Origin of the sequence: Burkholderia territorii (genome assembly GCF_001718335.1) — a bacterium.
Taxonomy (GTDB): Bacteria; Pseudomonadota; Gammaproteobacteria; order Burkholderiales; family Burkholderiaceae; genus Burkholderia; species Burkholderia territorii.
Map to the genome: position 1 here is coordinate 1,576,309 of NZ_CP013366.1, position 15,428 is coordinate 1,591,736.

The 15,428-nt window shown below is 64.2% G+C and carries 12 protein-coding genes; 8 read left to right on the forward strand and 4 right to left on the reverse strand.

The window, feature by feature from the left end; all coding sequences use genetic code 11:
* The first annotated feature begins 222 nt into the window (after window positions 1-222).
* The 5 genes from WS51_RS17820 (at window position 223) to WS51_RS17840 (ending at window position 7,766) form a co-directional block, all read left to right on the forward strand.
* Complete coding sequence (locus WS51_RS17820; protein WP_059447176.1) at window positions 223-3,087, forward strand: 2-oxoglutarate dehydrogenase E1 component; 2,865 nt, start codon at window positions 223-225, stop codon at window positions 3,085-3,087.
* Between the two features lie 136 nt (window positions 3,088-3,223).
* Window positions 3,224-4,501 (forward strand): 2-oxoglutarate dehydrogenase complex dihydrolipoyllysine-residue succinyltransferase, encoded by a 1,278-nt coding sequence (gene odhB, locus WS51_RS17825; RefSeq protein ID WP_059447177.1) that lies wholly within the window; start codon window positions 3,224-3,226, stop codon window positions 4,499-4,501.
* Window positions 4,502-4,582: 81 nt separating this feature from the next.
* Window positions 4,583-6,013 (forward strand): dihydrolipoyl dehydrogenase, encoded by a 1,431-nt coding sequence (gene lpdA, locus WS51_RS17830; protein WP_059771218.1) that lies wholly within the window; start codon window positions 4,583-4,585, stop codon window positions 6,011-6,013.
* Window positions 6,014-6,112: 99 nt separating this feature from the next.
* On the forward strand, window positions 6,113-7,210 hold the full coding sequence (gene zapE / locus WS51_RS17835) for a cell division protein ZapE (protein WP_059447179.1): 1,098 nt from the start codon (window positions 6,113-6,115) through the stop codon (window positions 7,208-7,210).
* Window positions 7,211-7,355: 145 nt separating this feature from the next.
* On the forward strand, window positions 7,356-7,766 hold the full coding sequence (locus WS51_RS17840; RefSeq protein WP_069229542.1) for a transposase: 411 nt from the start codon (window positions 7,356-7,358) through the stop codon (window positions 7,764-7,766).
* A gap of 112 nt (window positions 7,767-7,878) precedes the next feature.
* Here WS51_RS17840 and WS51_RS17845 read toward each other — a convergent pair whose 3' ends face one another.
* The 4 genes from WS51_RS17845 to WS51_RS17860 all read right to left on the reverse strand — a co-directional run bounded on the left by WS51_RS17845 (window position 7,879) and on the right by WS51_RS17860 (window position 13,418).
* Complete coding sequence (locus WS51_RS17845; protein ID WP_059501835.1) at window positions 7,879-8,340, reverse strand: DUF2147 domain-containing protein; 462 nt, start codon at window positions 8,338-8,340, stop codon at window positions 7,879-7,881.
* Between the two features lie 166 nt (window positions 8,341-8,506).
* Entirely contained in the window at window positions 8,507-10,192 is a 1,686-nt protein-coding gene (locus WS51_RS17850; RefSeq protein WP_059771213.1) for a ShlB/FhaC/HecB family hemolysin secretion/activation protein, read from the reverse strand.
* Between the two features lie 144 nt (window positions 10,193-10,336).
* On the reverse strand, window positions 10,337-11,689 hold the full coding sequence (locus tag WS51_RS17855; protein WP_059501839.1) for a collagen-like triple helix repeat-containing protein: 1,353 nt from the start codon (window positions 11,687-11,689) through the stop codon (window positions 10,337-10,339).
* A gap of 40 nt (window positions 11,690-11,729) precedes the next feature.
* Window positions 11,730-13,418, reverse strand: coding sequence for a collagen-like triple helix repeat-containing protein (locus tag WS51_RS17860; RefSeq protein ID WP_059501841.1), 1,689 nt, complete (start codon window positions 13,416-13,418; stop codon window positions 11,730-11,732).
* 666 nt (window positions 13,419-14,084) lie between these two features.
* Here WS51_RS17860 and WS51_RS31160 point away from each other — a divergent pair.
* From WS51_RS31160 to WS51_RS17875, 3 genes are all read left to right on the forward strand, one after another.
* On the forward strand, window positions 14,085-14,279 hold the full coding sequence (locus tag WS51_RS31160; protein ID WP_060271777.1) for a Flp family type IVb pilin: 195 nt from the start codon (window positions 14,085-14,087) through the stop codon (window positions 14,277-14,279).
* A 75-nt stretch (window positions 14,280-14,354) separates the two neighbouring features.
* Window positions 14,355-14,852 (forward strand): A24 family peptidase, encoded by a 498-nt coding sequence (locus tag WS51_RS17870; RefSeq protein ID WP_059771209.1) that lies wholly within the window; start codon window positions 14,355-14,357, stop codon window positions 14,850-14,852.
* Window positions 14,852-15,355 carry a TadE/TadG family type IV pilus assembly protein gene (locus WS51_RS17875; protein ID WP_069229543.1) on the forward strand — a complete coding sequence of 168 codons (504 nt, stop codon included), beginning with the start codon at window positions 14,852-14,854 and terminating at the stop codon, window positions 15,353-15,355. The genes WS51_RS17870 and WS51_RS17875 overlap by 1 nt, the downstream gene beginning before the upstream one ends.
* Window positions 15,356-15,428: the final 73 nt, after the last annotated feature.

Sequence of the window (15,428 nt, forward strand, 5' to 3'; positions counted from 1 at the left end):
TTCCCGCAGCGCGCCGCAATCCGGCAAAACCCCCGCCGCGCGGCGCTTTCAGGCGCACTCGGCGTGAACTTCGGTATCGGTTCTGTGATATGCTGCGCGCACGCAAGTTTTAGGTCCTTCCAAGCAAGACTTGATTCGCAATCCGCTAAACGGTCAGGCCGTGTCGCGGAAGGTTGAGTAACCCGCTATTTCTCGAGAAGCTCGAAGAAAGGTGAGCGTAAAATGTCAGATGTAATGAAGCAGTTTCAGCTGAACTCCTATCTGTTCGGCGGCAATGCTTCGTACGTTGAAGAACTGTACGATGCATACCTCAACAATCCGGCATCGGTGCCGGAGAACTGGCGAGAGTATTTCGACGCGCTGCAGAACGTGCCTGCAACCGACGGCTCGAACGCCAACGACGTCGCTCACTTCCCGATCGTCGAATCGTTTGCCGAGCGCGCGAAGGCCAATGCCTTCATCCCGCGCGAAAGCACGAGCAATCTGGCGACCGCGCGCAAGCAGGTCCATGTCCAGTCCCTCATCAGCGCATATCGCTTCCTCGGCTCGCAATGGGCCAATCTGGATCCGCTGAAGCGTCGCGAACGTCCCGCCATTCCCGAACTTGAACCTGCTTTCTACGACTTCTCCGAAGGCGACCTCGACCAGACCTACAGCGCAAGCAACCTGTATTTCGGTTTCGACCAGGCATCGCTGCGCGACATCGTCAAGGGCTTGCGTGACACGTATTGCGGCACGATCGGCGCCGAATACATGTACATCAGCGATCCGGAGCAAAAGCGCTGGTGGCAGGAGCGCCTGGAATCGATCCGCGCGACGCCGTCCTTCTCGGTCGACAAGAAGAAGCACATCCTGAACCGCCTGACGGCAGCGGAAGGCCTCGAGCGCTATCTGCACACCAAGTACGTCGGCCAGAAGCGCTTCTCGCTCGAAGGCGGCGAAAGCTTCATCGCGGCGATGGACGAAGTCGTCCAGCACGCAGGCAAGCGCGGCGTGCAGGAAATCATCATCGGCATGGCGCACCGCGGCCGTCTGAACGTGCTGGTCAACACGCTCGGCAAGATGCCGGCCGACCTGTTCGCCGAATTCGAAGGCAAGCACGTCGACGACCTGCCGGCCGGTGACGTGAAGTACCACAAGGGCTTCTCGTCGGACGTGTCGACCGAAGGCGGCCCGGTCCACCTGTCGCTCGCGTTCAACCCGTCGCACCTCGAAATCGTGAACCCGGTGGTCGAAGGTTCCGCGAAGGCACGGATGGACCGCCGCGGCGACGAAGACGGCCTGCAAGTGCTGCCGGTGCAGATCCACGGTGACGCGGCCTTTGCCGGCCAGGGCGTCGTGATGGAAACGCTGAACCTCGCACAGACGCGCGGTTACGGCACGCACGGCACGCTGCACATCGTCATCAACAACCAGATCGGCTTCACGACGTCCGACCCGCGCGACGCGCGCTCGACGCTGTACTGTACCGACGTGGTCAAGATGATCGAAGCGCCGGTGCTGCACGTAAACGGCGACGATCCGGAAGCCGTCGTCCTCGCGACCCAGATCGCGATCGACTACCGGATGCAGTTCCACAAGGATGTCGTGATCGACATCGTCTGCTTCCGCAAGCTGGGCCACAACGAGCAGGACACGCCGGCGGTCACGCAGCCGCTGATGTACAAGAAGATCGCGCAGCACCCGGGCACCCGTGCGCTGTACGCGGAGAAGCTCGTGCAGCAGGGCGTGATCACCGCGGAAGACGCCGACAACTACGTGAAGGCGTACCGCAAGGCGATGGACGACGGCCACCACACCGTCGATCCGGTGCTGTCGAACTACAAGAGCAAGTACGCGGTCGACTGGGTTCCGTTCCTGAACCGCAAGTGGACGGACGCGGCCGATACGGCCGTGCCGCTCGCCGAACTGAAGCGCCTCGGCGAACGCATCACGACGGTCCCGGAAAACTTCAAGGTCCACCCGCTCGTCGAGCGCGTGATCAACGACCGCCGCAACATGGCGCGCGGCGACCAGCCGCTCGACTGGGGCATGGGCGAACACCTCGCATTCGCGTCGCTCGTCGCATCGGGCTACTCGGTGCGCCTGACCGGCCAGGACTCGGGCCGCGGCACGTTCACGCACCGTCATGCGGTGCTGCACGACCAGAACCGCGAGCGCTGGAACGACGGCACGTACGTGCCGCTGCAGAACATCGCCGACGGTCAGGCGAAGTTCACGGTGATCGACTCGGTGCTGTCGGAAGAAGCGGTGCTGGGCTTCGAATACGGTTACTCGACCGCCGAGCCGAACACGCTCGTGCTGTGGGAAGCCCAGTTCGGCGACTTCGTCAACGGCGCGCAGGTCGTGATCGACCAGTTCATCTCGTCGGGCGAAGTGAAGTGGGGCCGCGTGTCGGGTCTCACGATGCTGCTGCCGCACGGCTACGAAGGCCAGGGTCCGGAACACTCGTCGACGCGTATCGAGCGTTTCCTGCAGCTGTGCGCCGATCACAACATGCAGGTCGTTCAGCCGACGACGCCGGCGCAGATCTTCCACCTGCTGCGCCGCCAGATGATCCGCCTGTTCCGCAAGCCGCTGATCGTCGCAACGCCGAAGTCGCTGCTGCGCCACAAGGAAGCGGTGTCGGACCTGTCGGAGCTCGCGAAGGGTTCGTTCCAGCCGGTGCTGGGCGAAACCGACGGCGGCATCGACGCGAAGAAGGTCAAGCGCGTGCTGGTGTGCTCGGGCCGCGTGTATTACGACCTCGTCGCGCATCGCCGCGAAGCGAAGGCGAACGACGTCGCGATCATCCGTATCGAGCAGTTGTATCCGTTCGCGCACAAGCAGTTCGAAGCGGAAATGAAGAAGTACGAGAACGCGACTGAAGTGGTCTGGGTGCAGGACGAGCCGCAGAACCAGGGCCCCTGGTTCTACGTCGAGCACCACCTGAAGGAAGGCATGAAGGAAGGGCAGAAGCTGGCATACAGCGGCCGTCCGGCTTCGGCCTCGCCGGCGGTTGGCTACTACGCGAAGCACTACGAGCAGCAGAAGGCCCTCATCGAAGGTGCATTCGGCCGCCTGAAGAGCGCATCGATCGCGAAATAACCGACGTCAAGCGAAACGGGAAGGCGCAGCGCGCTTTCCCGTGTCTTTTGGCCCGCCGGGCGCGTCGCGCGCCGCATCGGCCGAAGGAATCGCACGAACCTCGTCATTACCCAGATTAAGCATCCAGGAAAATCACATGGCTATCGTAGAAGTCAAAGTCCCCCAGCTTTCGGAGTCGGTTTCGGAAGCCACCATGCTGCAGTGGAAGAAGAAGCCGGGCGAAGCAGTCGCGCAGGACGAAATCCTGATCGAACTCGAGACCGACAAGGTCGTGCTCGAAGTGCCGGCACCGGCCGCGGGCGTGCTCGCGCAAGTGCTGCAGAACGACGGTGACACGGTCGTTGCCGACCAGGTCATCGCGACGATCGACACCGAAGCGAAGGCAGGGGCTGCCGAAGCAGCAGCGGGCGCCGCCGAAGTGAAGCCGGCGGCAGCACCCGCCGCAGCCGCACCGGCCGCACAACCGGCTGCCGCGGTCGCATCGAGCTCGGCCGCCGCATCGCCGGCCGCAGCGAAGCTGCTGGCCGAGAAGGGCCTGTCGGCAGGCGACGTCGCAGGTTCGGGCCGCGACGGCCGCGTCACGAAGGGCGACGCGCTGGCCGCAGGCAGCGCACCGAAGGCCGCTCCGGCCGCCGCACCGGCAAAGACCGCCGCTGCGAAGCCGTCGCTGCCGGAAGTGAAGGTGCCGGCGTCGGCCACGACGTGGCTCAACGATCGTCCGGAACAGCGCGTGCCGATGTCGCGTCTGCGTGCGCGTATCGCCGAGCGTCTGCTCGAGTCGCAGCAGACCAACGCGATCCTGACGACGTTCAACGAAGTCAACATGGCTCCGGTCATGGAGCTGCGCAACAAGTACAAGGACAAGTTCGAGAAGGAACATGGCGTGAAGCTCGGCTTCATGTCGTTCTTCGTGAAGGCGGCCGTGCACGCGCTGAAGAAGTTCCCGCTCGTGAACGCGTCGATCGACGGTAACGATATCGTCTACCACGGCTACTTCGACATCGGTATCGCCGTCGGCTCGCCGCGCGGCCTCGTGGTGCCGATCCTGCGCAATGCCGATCAAATGAGCCTCGCCGACATCGAGAAGAAGATCGCCGAATTCGGCCAGAAGGCGAAGGACGGCAAGCTGTCGATCGAGGAAATGACGGGCGGTACGTTCTCGATCTCGAACGGCGGCGTGTTCGGCTCGATGCTGTCGACGCCGATCATCAACCCGCCGCAGTCGGCCATCCTCGGCGTGCACGCGACGAAGGAGCGCCCGGTCGTCGAAAACGGCCAGATCGTGATCCGTCCGATCAACTACCTGGCACTGTCGTACGACCACCGCATCATCGACGGCCGCGAAGCCGTCCTGTCGCTCGTCGCGATGAAGGATGCGCTGGAAGATCCGGCACGCCTGCTGCTCGACCTGTAAGCCGAGTCTCACTGCATTGACCCGCGCCGCACGGTTGCGCACACGCGCGACCGTGCGGGCGTACAAGTAGAAAGGATTGTCATGTCCAAGGAATTTGACGTCGTCGTGATCGGCGCAGGCCCCGGCGGCTACATCGCCGCGATTCGCGCCGCGCAGCTCGGCAAGACCGTTGCCTGTATCGAAAAGTGGAAGAACCCGGCCGGCGCGCTGAAGCTCGGCGGCACCTGCCTGAACGTCGGCTGCATCCCGTCGAAGGCGCTGCTCGCGTCGTCGGAAGAGTTCGAGAACGCGTCGCATCACCTCGCCGACCACGGCATCACGGTCGACGGCGTGAAGATCGACGTCGCGAAGATGCTCGGCCGCAAGGATGCGATCGTCGAGAAGATGACGAGCGGGATCGAGTTCCTGTTCAAGAAGAACAAGATCACCTGGCTGAAGGGCCACGGCAAGTTCACCGGCAAGACCGACGCCGGCGTGCAGATCGAAGTGAGCGGCGAGGGTGAGACGGAAGTCGTCACCGCGAAGAACGTGATCATCGCGACGGGCTCGAAGGCGCGTCATCTGCCGGGCATCCCGGTCGACAACAAGATCGTGTCGGACAACGAAGGCGCGCTGACGTTCGACTCGGTGCCGAAGAAGCTCGCCGTGATCGGCGCAGGCGTGATCGGCCTCGAGCTCGGCTCGGTGTGGCGTCGCCTGGGCGCCGAAGTGACGGTGCTCGAAGCGCTGCCGGCATTCCTCGGCGCAGCCGACGAAGCGCTCGCGAAGGAAGCGGCCAAGCTGTTCAAGAAGCAGGGCCTCGACATCCATCTCGGCGTGAAGATCGGCGACGTGAAGACGACGGCGAACGGCGTGTCGATCGCCTACACGGACAAGGACGGCAACGCGCAGACGCTCGACGCCGACCGCCTGATCGTGTCGGTCGGCCGCGTGCCGAACACCGACAACCTCGGCCTCGAGGCGATCGGCCTGAAGGCGAACGAGCGCGGCTTCATCGACGTGGACGACCACTGCCGTACCGCGGTGCCGAACGTCTATGCGATCGGCGACGTGGTGCGCGGCCCGATGCTCGCGCACAAGGCGGAAGACGAAGGCGTGCTGGTCGCGGAAGTGATCGACGGCCAGAAGCCGCATATCGACTACAACTGCATTCCGTGGGTGATCTACACGTACCCGGAAATCGCATGGGTCGGCAAGACGGAGCAGCAGCTGAAGGCGGAAGGCCGCGAGATCAAGTCGGGCAAGTTCCCGTTCTCGATCAACGGCCGCGCGCTCGGCATGAATGCGCCGGACGGCTTCGTGAAGATGATCGCGGACGCGAAGACCGACGAACTGCTCGGCGTGCACGTGATCGCCGCGAACGCGTCGGATCTGATCGCGGAAGCCGTGGTGGCGATGGAGTTCAAGGCGGCGTCGGAAGACATCGCCCGCATCTGCCATCCGCACCCGTCGATGTCGGAAGTGATGCGCGAAGCGGCGCTCGCCGTCGACAAGCGCTCGCTGAACAGCTGAGCACGGTGTAGCGCCTGCCGGCCATCGGCCGGCGCAGCCGTCTCATGACGAAGGCGGGCGGGGTTTCCCCGCTCGCCTTCGTTCTTTCCGGTTTGCCCGATGAACGTCACCGAATACTACACGCGCGAATTGACCACGCGCGGCTATCAGTCCGATCCCGCTCAGCGCGCGGCCGTCGATCGCCTGCAGCGCTGCTTCGACGAGTGGGTCGAATACAAGGCGCGTCGCTCGAACGCGTTCAAGAAGCTCATCAATCATCCGGACCTGCCGCGTGGCGTCTACATGTGGGGCGGCGTCGGTCGCGGCAAGAGCTTCCTGATGGACAGCTTCTACGCGGTGGTGCCGGTGCAGCGCAAGACGCGCCTGCATTTCCACGAATTCATGCGCGAGGTACACCGCGAACTCGAGGAACTGAAGGGGCAGGCCGATCCGCTCGACGAGCTCGCGCGGCGCATCGCGAAGCGCTACCGGTTGATCTGCTTCGACGAATTCCACGTGTCGGACATCGCCGATGCGATGATCCTGTACCGGCTGCTCGATCGCCTGTTCAACAACGGCGTGCAGTTCGTGATGACGTCCAACTACGATCCCGACGATCTGTATCCCGACGGCCTGCATCGCGACCGCATGCTGCCGGCGATCGCGCTGATCAAGCAAAAGCTCGACGTGCTGAACGTCGACGCGGGCGTCGACTATCGCCAGCGCACGCTCGCGCAGGTGCGGATGTACCACACGCCGCTCGGCGCGGATGCCGATCGCGAGCTGCGTCATGCATTCGCGAAGCTCGCCGCGGTGCCGGACGAAAGCCCGATCCTGCATATCGAGAAGCGCGAGCTGAAGGCGCTGCGCAAGGCCGACGGGGTCGTCTGGTTCGATTTCGCGACGCTGTGCGGCGGCCCGCGTTCGCAGAACGACTATCTCGAGCTTGCCAGCCGCTTCCATGCGATCGTGCTGTCGGAAGTGCCGCAGATGTCGCCGCGGATGGCGTCCGAGGCACGGCGCTTCACCTGGCTCATCGACGTGCTGTACGACCACAAGGTCAAGCTGCTGATGTCCGCGGCCGTGCCGGCGGAGCAGCTGTACGTCGAAGGACCGATGGCGAACGAATTCGCGCGCACGGTCTCGCGGATCGTCGAGATGCAGTCGAAGGAGTACCTCGAAACGCCGCGCCGTATCGTCGACACGTCGCTGACCTGATCGCGGTTTTCCGGCAAGTGGCGTCCTTCAAACGTCAATTCCGGTCAAATTATCGCGATCTCAGGGTATTTTCGGATTTGTCTTATATTCATGGTTGAGGGCAGCCGATATCGTTGAGTCATGGTTCTTAAGGCTGGAGATGTCCATGACACCGTATCGCGATCTGACCGACCATGAGTGGCGCTGCGTCGTGCCGCTTCTGCCCGAAATGCAGCCGCGCACCGAATTGCGCGGCCGTCCGTTGGCCAACACGCGCGCCGTTCTGAACGGCGTACTCTGGGTGATTTATAGCGGCGCGACCTGGTCTGCGATGCCGCGTCGCTACCCTTCGTACCAGACCTGCCATCGCCGCTTCAAGGTCTGGCACGAGACCGGCACGTTGATGCAGGTAATGCGCGAGCTCTACGGCGACGCCGGCGTGAATCTGTGCAACGAATTGTCCGCGCGGATGCGAAAGCATGCGCAATCGAAGGCGGCGGAGATGCGAAGTGCCGCAGCGCCCGCGTATCGCCCGCAGGGCGGTCGTGCACCGGAAGCGCTGAAGCACGCAGCATGACGTCGATCGATTTCACGCACGCTCGGCTCCAAATAAAATCGGCCTGACGACGCCGTCGCAGGCCGATTTTTCATTGCGTCGCGCGTATCGACGCGCGTTGCGTTATGTTGCGTTATTGCGCGCGAACCCAGGTCTGCGAGCGGCCAAGCAGCGACACGCCGATGTAGCCGCGTACGACGAGCTTCTGGCCACCGTCTTCCAGCGACATCTTGCACTTGTAGACCTTGCCGTTTTCCGGGTCGAGGATGTTGCCGCCGTCCCAGTGGTCGCCGTCCTTCTTCATCGCCTTGATGATCGTCATGCCCTTGATGAGCTGATCCTTGCGCTCGTCCGTGCATGCGGTGCAGCGGCGATCGGGCGTGTCGTTGGCACCGAGGCCCTTGACGACCTTGCCCGACAGCGAGCCATCGCCGTCGTCGGAGATCTGCACGAGCGCCTTCGGCTGATGGGTGTTGTCGTCGATCGTCTGCCACATGCCGACGGGGCTGTCGGCTTGGGCGAATGCCGGGGCGGCGCAAGCGAGCAGTGCGCTTGCGATTGCCAGTGTGCGCAACGGGCGGGTCAGTTGAATCATCGTCTTCCTCCTTGTTTCATGTCGTATTCGATGCGCCCGCACGACCGTCTGCATGGGGCGGTGGCTTGTTGCGAGCTTTGCCAGAATACGTGAAACCGCGTGCTGCGTTTGATAGAGGGGACTCTAATCCAAACAGCCCGCAAGACGCGGGCCGTTTGGTGACCGATCAGTTGAGCTGATAGGAGAACGCGGCATTCACGCGCGGGCTGCGCGATGCGCTTTCGACGGGCGCGTCGCCGACCGGTTTTGCGATATTCAGGTCGAGACTGTAGTAACGGCTATCCGAAAATCGCACGCCGATGCCGACGGACGACAGGCGGCTCGGCGACGGCGTGCCCGTGTGCAGGTACACGCGCGCCATGTCGTATGCGATGTACGGCGTGATCGATTTCATGTACGTCCAGCCCGGCGTGAAACCGCGGTTGACTTCCAGCGACATTCCCCAGCCCGAGTCGCCCGATGTTTCGCCAGGCTGATAGCCGAGCGCGTAGCGCGTGGAGCCGAACGAGATCTGCTCGGATGTCGGCAACGAATCGGGGCTGTACTGGCCGGTCAGCGAGATCGACGTGCCGATCTTGAACGGCCATTCGTTGGTCTGGGTGAAGGTTGCGCCGGTACGCACGAACGTCAGCGAAACCGGGCTGTCCACCGACGTCGTGTTCGAGCCGATCGTGGTGTCCTGCGATTTCGACGCACCGAGAATGTTGAAGCCCTTGGCGACGTTCACGCTGAGCTTCTGCACCTGCTTGGCCGACACGCTCGTGTAGTCGAGCTGCATTTGCAGCACGCGGACCTGCGAGCGCGTGTCGATGCTGTTTCCGTTGAGCTTGCTCTGATAGCGGTCTTCGTTGTGCGACGCATAGCCCGACACGGTGCCGAGCAGGCTGCGCTGGTTGTTCAGCAACAACGGATAGGATGCCGAAAGGCCGAGCTTCTCGTTCTTGACGGTGCGCTCGACGGACGACGGCAGCCCCGGGTTGTCGGTGGGCTTGCCGCGATACGTGCTCGCATCGAGGCGCGTGACCAGGCCGCTGCTGCCGACCGGCACCGCGCCGCTGAACGCGACGTAGGTCTGCTTGTCGCGCCCGGGCGGCACCAGCGCGGAAATGCTCAGTTGCTCGCCGAACGACGTGAGGCCGTTTTCCGTCGCGGTGATGAGACCCTGCACGCCCGGGTGATTGAAGTCGATGCCGGTGCTGACGTTGAACGCCTTGCGGTCGACGGCCAGTTCGAGCGTCGTCGCGCCGTCCGTCGTTTGCGGCGGCGGCACGTTGGCCTTCACCGTCAGGCCGGGCAGCAGGCCGAACGTGTTGACGTAGCGTTCGAACGTTGCGCGGCGCAGCGGGCGATCGGCCGTGATGTGCGCGGCGATCGCGCGGATCTTCGATTCCATCGCGCCGGGCTTGCCGGTGACCTTGACGTCCGACACGTAGCCTTCGACGACGGTCACGCGTACGACGCCGTTCTCGAAGGTCTGCGCGGGAATGAACGCGAACGACAGCGCATAGCCGCGATCCTGGTACAGCTTGGTCACGCCGTTCGCGGTTTCGATCAGCTCGCCGATCGTGATGTCCTTGCCGACGAGGGGCGTGAAGCGACGCGAGATTTCGTCGAACGGCACCGACTTGACGCCCTCGACCTGGAACGTCGTAGGCGTCAGGTGCCGCGACAGCAACTCCTGCAGCTGCGGTGCCTGCGGCGTGACCTGCACGGTGACGCTCGGGCCTTTTTGCGGGGCGTTGATCTGGGGGAGCGAATCGAGCGGGTTACCCGCCGCGCGCGTTTGTGCATGTGCCGTGCCTGCTGCCGCGATGGCGAGCAGCATCATCCAACTGTCGAGTCTGGATTTCATTGTTCTTCCTCGTAGGCCTTGCTTTTCGTCTTCTTTCTAATGCGGGCGCGCGACACCAGGGTGTCGCGCGCCGCGTGCCGCATTGCCGGTTGTGTTTGTACGGCCGCGCCTCCTGCTCCGGCTGCAAAGGCGCGACCGTCCTCCTTACTTGCCAACGCTACCCAGCGTGCCCAGCAACCCCGTTACCGGCGCGAGGAGCCCCGTCGAGCTGCCCGACGATGCCGTCCCCGTCACGCCGCCGACGAGCGACGTGACCGGTGCGAGCGGATTCGACGAAGCGCCGGATCCCGCTGCACCGCCGACTGCTCCGGTGACAGTATTCAGCAAACCGGTGACGGGCGCGAGAGGGTTTGCACCGCCTGCACCACCCGTTGCGCCGCCGAGCGCGCCCGTTACCGTCGACACGAGACCGGTGACCGGCGCGAGCGGGTTGCTGCCCGAGCCGCCCGTTGCGCCACCGACTGCGCCGGTGAGCGAACCGAGCGGCGTCGAGCCGAGGCCGGACAGCAGGCCGCCGAGCGGGTTGGTCGAGCCGGAGCCCGACGACGAGCCGTTCTGCACGGTGGCCGTCGAGCCGCCGACGAGGCTCGTGATCAGGCCGGGGATCGGTGCCGCGCCGTTCGGGCCGTTCGGATTCACGAGGCCGCCTGCGTTGGTCACGGTGTTGCCGACCGCGGTGACGAGCTGGCCGACGTCGCCGACGAGCGGCTGATTCGACGTGCTGCCGACTTGCTTGCCCGCCGAGCTGATCGCGCCGCCGATCTGGCCCAGCAGGCCCGACACGGGCTGTCCGAGGCCGGTGGTCGTGCCGACTTGTTGCGTGACCTGGCCGGCGGTGATCACCAGCGGCGTGATTGCCGAACTGAGCGGCTGCGTCACTTGCTGCACGGCCCCCGACGACAGCGTCGAGCCGATCGTCGTTCCGGCGGCCGACAGGCCGTTGGCGACGGTGTCGAGCACGGTGCCGACCGGCGACGTGACCGGCGCGAGCGGCGCGAGCGGGCCCGTGCCGAGCGCCTTGACGGTCGAGCTCAGGCCCGACACGGTGTTGCTGGTCGCGCCGACGACATTGCCGAGGCCCGCGACCGTCGTGCCGACGGGATCCTTGATCGAGCCGGTCTGCCCGAGCCCGTTGCTCAACGCATCGGCCGCCGCGTTGATGATCGTGCCGGTGCTCGAGACAGTGCTGCCGACGCCCTTCGTCACGCCGTCGCCGAGGCCCGGCAGGCTGACGTTGCCGATCGTGCTGCCGAGATCGGTTGCAGTCTGGCCGAGCGTGTTGACAGCGCCCTTGGTGCCGGTGGACGAGCCGCTGGTGCCGCTGGTGCCGCTCGTACCACTCGTGCCGCTGGAGCTGCCGCCGCCGTTGTTGCTGGACGGCGGCGCGCTGACGCTGTTGCCGCCGCAGGCAGCCAGCAGGCACGCTGCGGCGAAGGCGGTGAGGGGCACGCGCCATTGGCGCAGGACGGCCGTCGTGATGGAACGTTGCTGGGACATGATTGACTCCTCGCTGTCTTGTCGATGAATGGATGCTCGATTACTTGCCGTGCGTGCCGCCAAGCAGGCCGCCGATCAGCGACGTGACAGGCGCGAGCAGATTCGAGCCCGAGCCCGAGTTCGTGGCGCCGCCCGTGCTGCCGCTCAGGGCCGGTACGCCGACCGTGCTGGTGACCGAGGACAGCGCGCCCGTCACGGGAGCGAGCGGGTTGCCGCCGCCGGTGCCGCCCGTTGCGCTGCCGAGCGCGCCGGTGACTGCGGAGACGAGGCCCGTAACCGGGGCGAGCGGACCGCTGCTGCCGCCTGCTACGCCGCCGAGTGCACCGGTGACGGTCGAGACGAGGCCGGTGACCGGAGCGAGCGGGCCGCCGCTGGTGCCGCCCGCTGCGCCGCCGAGTGCGCCGGTGACGGTGGAGAGGAGGCCGGTGACCGGAGCGAGCGGGCCACCGCTGGTGCCGCCTGCTGCACCGCCGAGTGCGCCGGTGACGGTCGAGACGAGGCCGGTGACCGGAGCGAGCGGGCCGCCGCTAGTGCCGCCCGCTGCACCGCCGAGCGTGCCGGTGAGGCCGGAGACGAGGCCGGTGACCGGAGCGAGCGGGCCACCGCTGGTGCCGCCTGCTGCGCCGCCGAGCGTGCCGGTGACGGTCGTGAGCAGGCCCGTGAGCGGTGCGAGCGGGTTGGTCGTGCCGCCGGTGCCGCCCGTGAGCAGGCCGCCGACAGCCTTCACGGTATTGCCGGCCGACGAAACGGTGTTGCCGAGGCCGGTCGTGACCGGGTTGCCGCCCGTCGATGCGATCAGTGCGCCACCCTGGTTCAGGCCGTTGCCGATCGTGCCGAGCAGTGTGTTGACCGGGGCGCCGAGGCCGGTGGCCGTCCCGATCGTCTGCGTCGTCTGGCCGACCATCGTCGTGATCGGCGTGATCGCCGAGCTGACCGTCTGCGTGACCTGCTGGATCGGACCGGTCGACAACACGTTGGTCAACGTGGTGCCGCCGTTCGATACGGCGTTGCCGACCTGCGCGACGAGGCCGCCGACGGCGCCCGTGACCGGCGCGAGCGGCGACAGCGGGCCGCTGCCGAGACTCGTGACCAGGTTGCCGGTCTGCGTGACCGCGCCGCCGAGCTGGTTCACCACGCCGCCGGTGCTGGCGACCGTGACACCGACCGGATCCTTCGTCGCGCCAAGCTGGCCGAGGCCGCTGCCGAGGCCATTGCCGAGCGCCGTCACCGCGCCGCCGACGTTCTGCACGATGCCGCCTGCCGCTTGCGTCGTCGCCGGGTTGACGCCGGGCAACGACTGGCCGGCAACCATGGAGCCGAGGCCGGATACGGTGCCGCCGAGACTCGTGACGACATTGCTGCCTTGTGCGAGGACAGTCCCCACCGGGTTCGCCGACACGCCCGAGGTACCGCTCGTTCCGCTCGTCGTGCCGCTGGTCGTCCCGCTCGTCGTGCCGCTGGTGCTGCCGCTCGTCGAACCGCTCGTGCTGCCGCTGGTCGAGCCGCTCGTGCTACCCGACGTGCTGCCGCTGGTCGAACCGGACGTGCCGCCGGAGGTACCGCCACCCGACGTGGAGATCGAATCGCCACCGCCCGAACTCGAGCCGCCGCTGAGCCCCTTGCTGATGGAACCGGAACCGCCGCACGCGGAGAGGGAAAGCATGGCTGCCACGGTGGCCGCGATCATAGTCGTCCGGAGCATGCCATGAGGGATAACCTGAATGTCCATTTCGTCCTCGCATTGAAGCTGATGTTGTGTTGAGTGATGCGAGGATTACTCTGCAACTGTCGTGCCATTTCGATGGCCGCTGGTTCGACGATTGGTTTTAAACGAGGCAATTCCTTGTCGGAAAAGGGTTTTAGGCAAATTGAAAGAATGTTGAATCTGTTTAAGAGCAGTCGAATGAGAACGGTTACGGCCGTTTCGTAACGTAACGTCACAACATTGGCGTTACGCGCGCGGCGTAACGTGGCGGGCGGGGAAGGCTGACGGGCGGTTCGCGTGTTTTACTGGTGGATTAGGTGTGCACATCTAACCTATCGTAAATCCTATGTGTAAGTCGTACCGAAACGCCGTACAAATACGTTGTGCTCGCGGAAAGTTTTTCGATCCCGCCTTAAAAGAAGTTGGAAGTTAAATAGGATCGGATATAGAATCCGGAGCAGGTGTAAGGAAATGTACAGTCCAGTACACGACGTTCGAGGAGGATCACTATCGCGAATGTTAACTTGCATCAAATTGTGATACGCACCCCTCGGGGTGACATATAAAGAAAGTGCACTCGGTTGTCGTTGCACATGTGTAACGAACGGCGCGAGGCAAGGGCCAGATATACGGGGACGCACAACGTATAAAAGGCCAAAGAACGTACATACAGGCACGAGGAATTAAAAAATGAAAGCACTCATCAAGCGCTTCTTCAAGGAAGAAGACGGGGTTACCGCGATCGAGTATGGTCTGATCGCGGGGTTGATTGCGGTGGCAATCATCGCAAGCGTTTCGACGATCGGGACGAGTCTCGGAAGCATGTTCTCGACTATCTCCAGTTGCGTGACTGCGCCGGCTACCTGCAACAAAACAACCACGTGACCTCCGCTTTCCGCCGGGGCGACGAGCGAACGCGTCAAGGTTCGCTCGTCCTTCTGCCGACGGTCGGTTGCTGCCATGGCGCATCTTTTGTTCGCCGGAGTTTTCCTGGCTTGGGCTTCCCTCGTCGGAAGCGGTGATATTCGGTTTCGGCGTATTCCGAATACGCTCGTTATCGCGGGTTTGGCAGGCGCATTGGCAAGCTCGGCCATCAGTGGGAATCCGTTCGGAATTACTGTGACTCAGTCGCTGATCGGGGCGTCTGTGGGCCTAATCTGCTTATCCCCCTTCTTTGCACTGCGCGTAATGGGCGCGGCAGACGTCAAGGTATTCGCCGTTCTCGGTGCATGGTGCGGCGTGCAAGCGTTGCTGTGGTTCTGGATACTCGCGAGCGTCGCTGCGGGTCTCCATGCGCTCGGGCTAATGGTGCTTTCACGGACCTCGGTTGCCGCGCTATACAAGCGCGGCACGCCCGCGATGGCGCTAGGCGGTCGTCGAGCGACGCCTTACGCAGCGTTTCTCGTAGTGCCGGCCGCTGTGTGGCTTCTGCATCTTGTGTATGTGAGGGGAGTGTGATGGCCCGATGGACGCAAACGCGCCAGTCGCCGAGATGGCGGCGGCAACGGGGGGTGGCGGCGGTCGAGTTCGCGTTCGTATTTCCTCTGTTCTTCCTGATTTTTTACGCGATCGTTACGTTCGGGATGGTGTTCATCATCCAGCAAAGCCTGACATTCGCAGCATCCGAAGGCGCGCGCGCTGCGTTGAATTACACGTCGGCGCCGTGCGACCGACTGCAGGTCAACGCGCGAAATGCGGTGACGCAGGCGTTGGGCGGCGCACCGTGGTCGAAGAACGTCAGTTTTGCCGCGCAGGTTTCCACGTCGGTGCCCACACCTACAACGACGCCAGGCGTGACATGCGGGACGACGTTCACATCGACGTCCACATCCGCATTCAACGTGATGGTGACGACCACCTATTCCTACGCGGCGAATCCGCTGATTCCCTGGATATTCATATTTAGTGCGCCTCAGTTGCAGAGTAGCGCGACCGTACAGGTTCAGCCCAGCATGCTTTGAATCGTAAACCTATTGGATGCAGTTGCCCGACCGTTGCCACACTTCAGAACCTGATCCCGGCATTCCGATATCA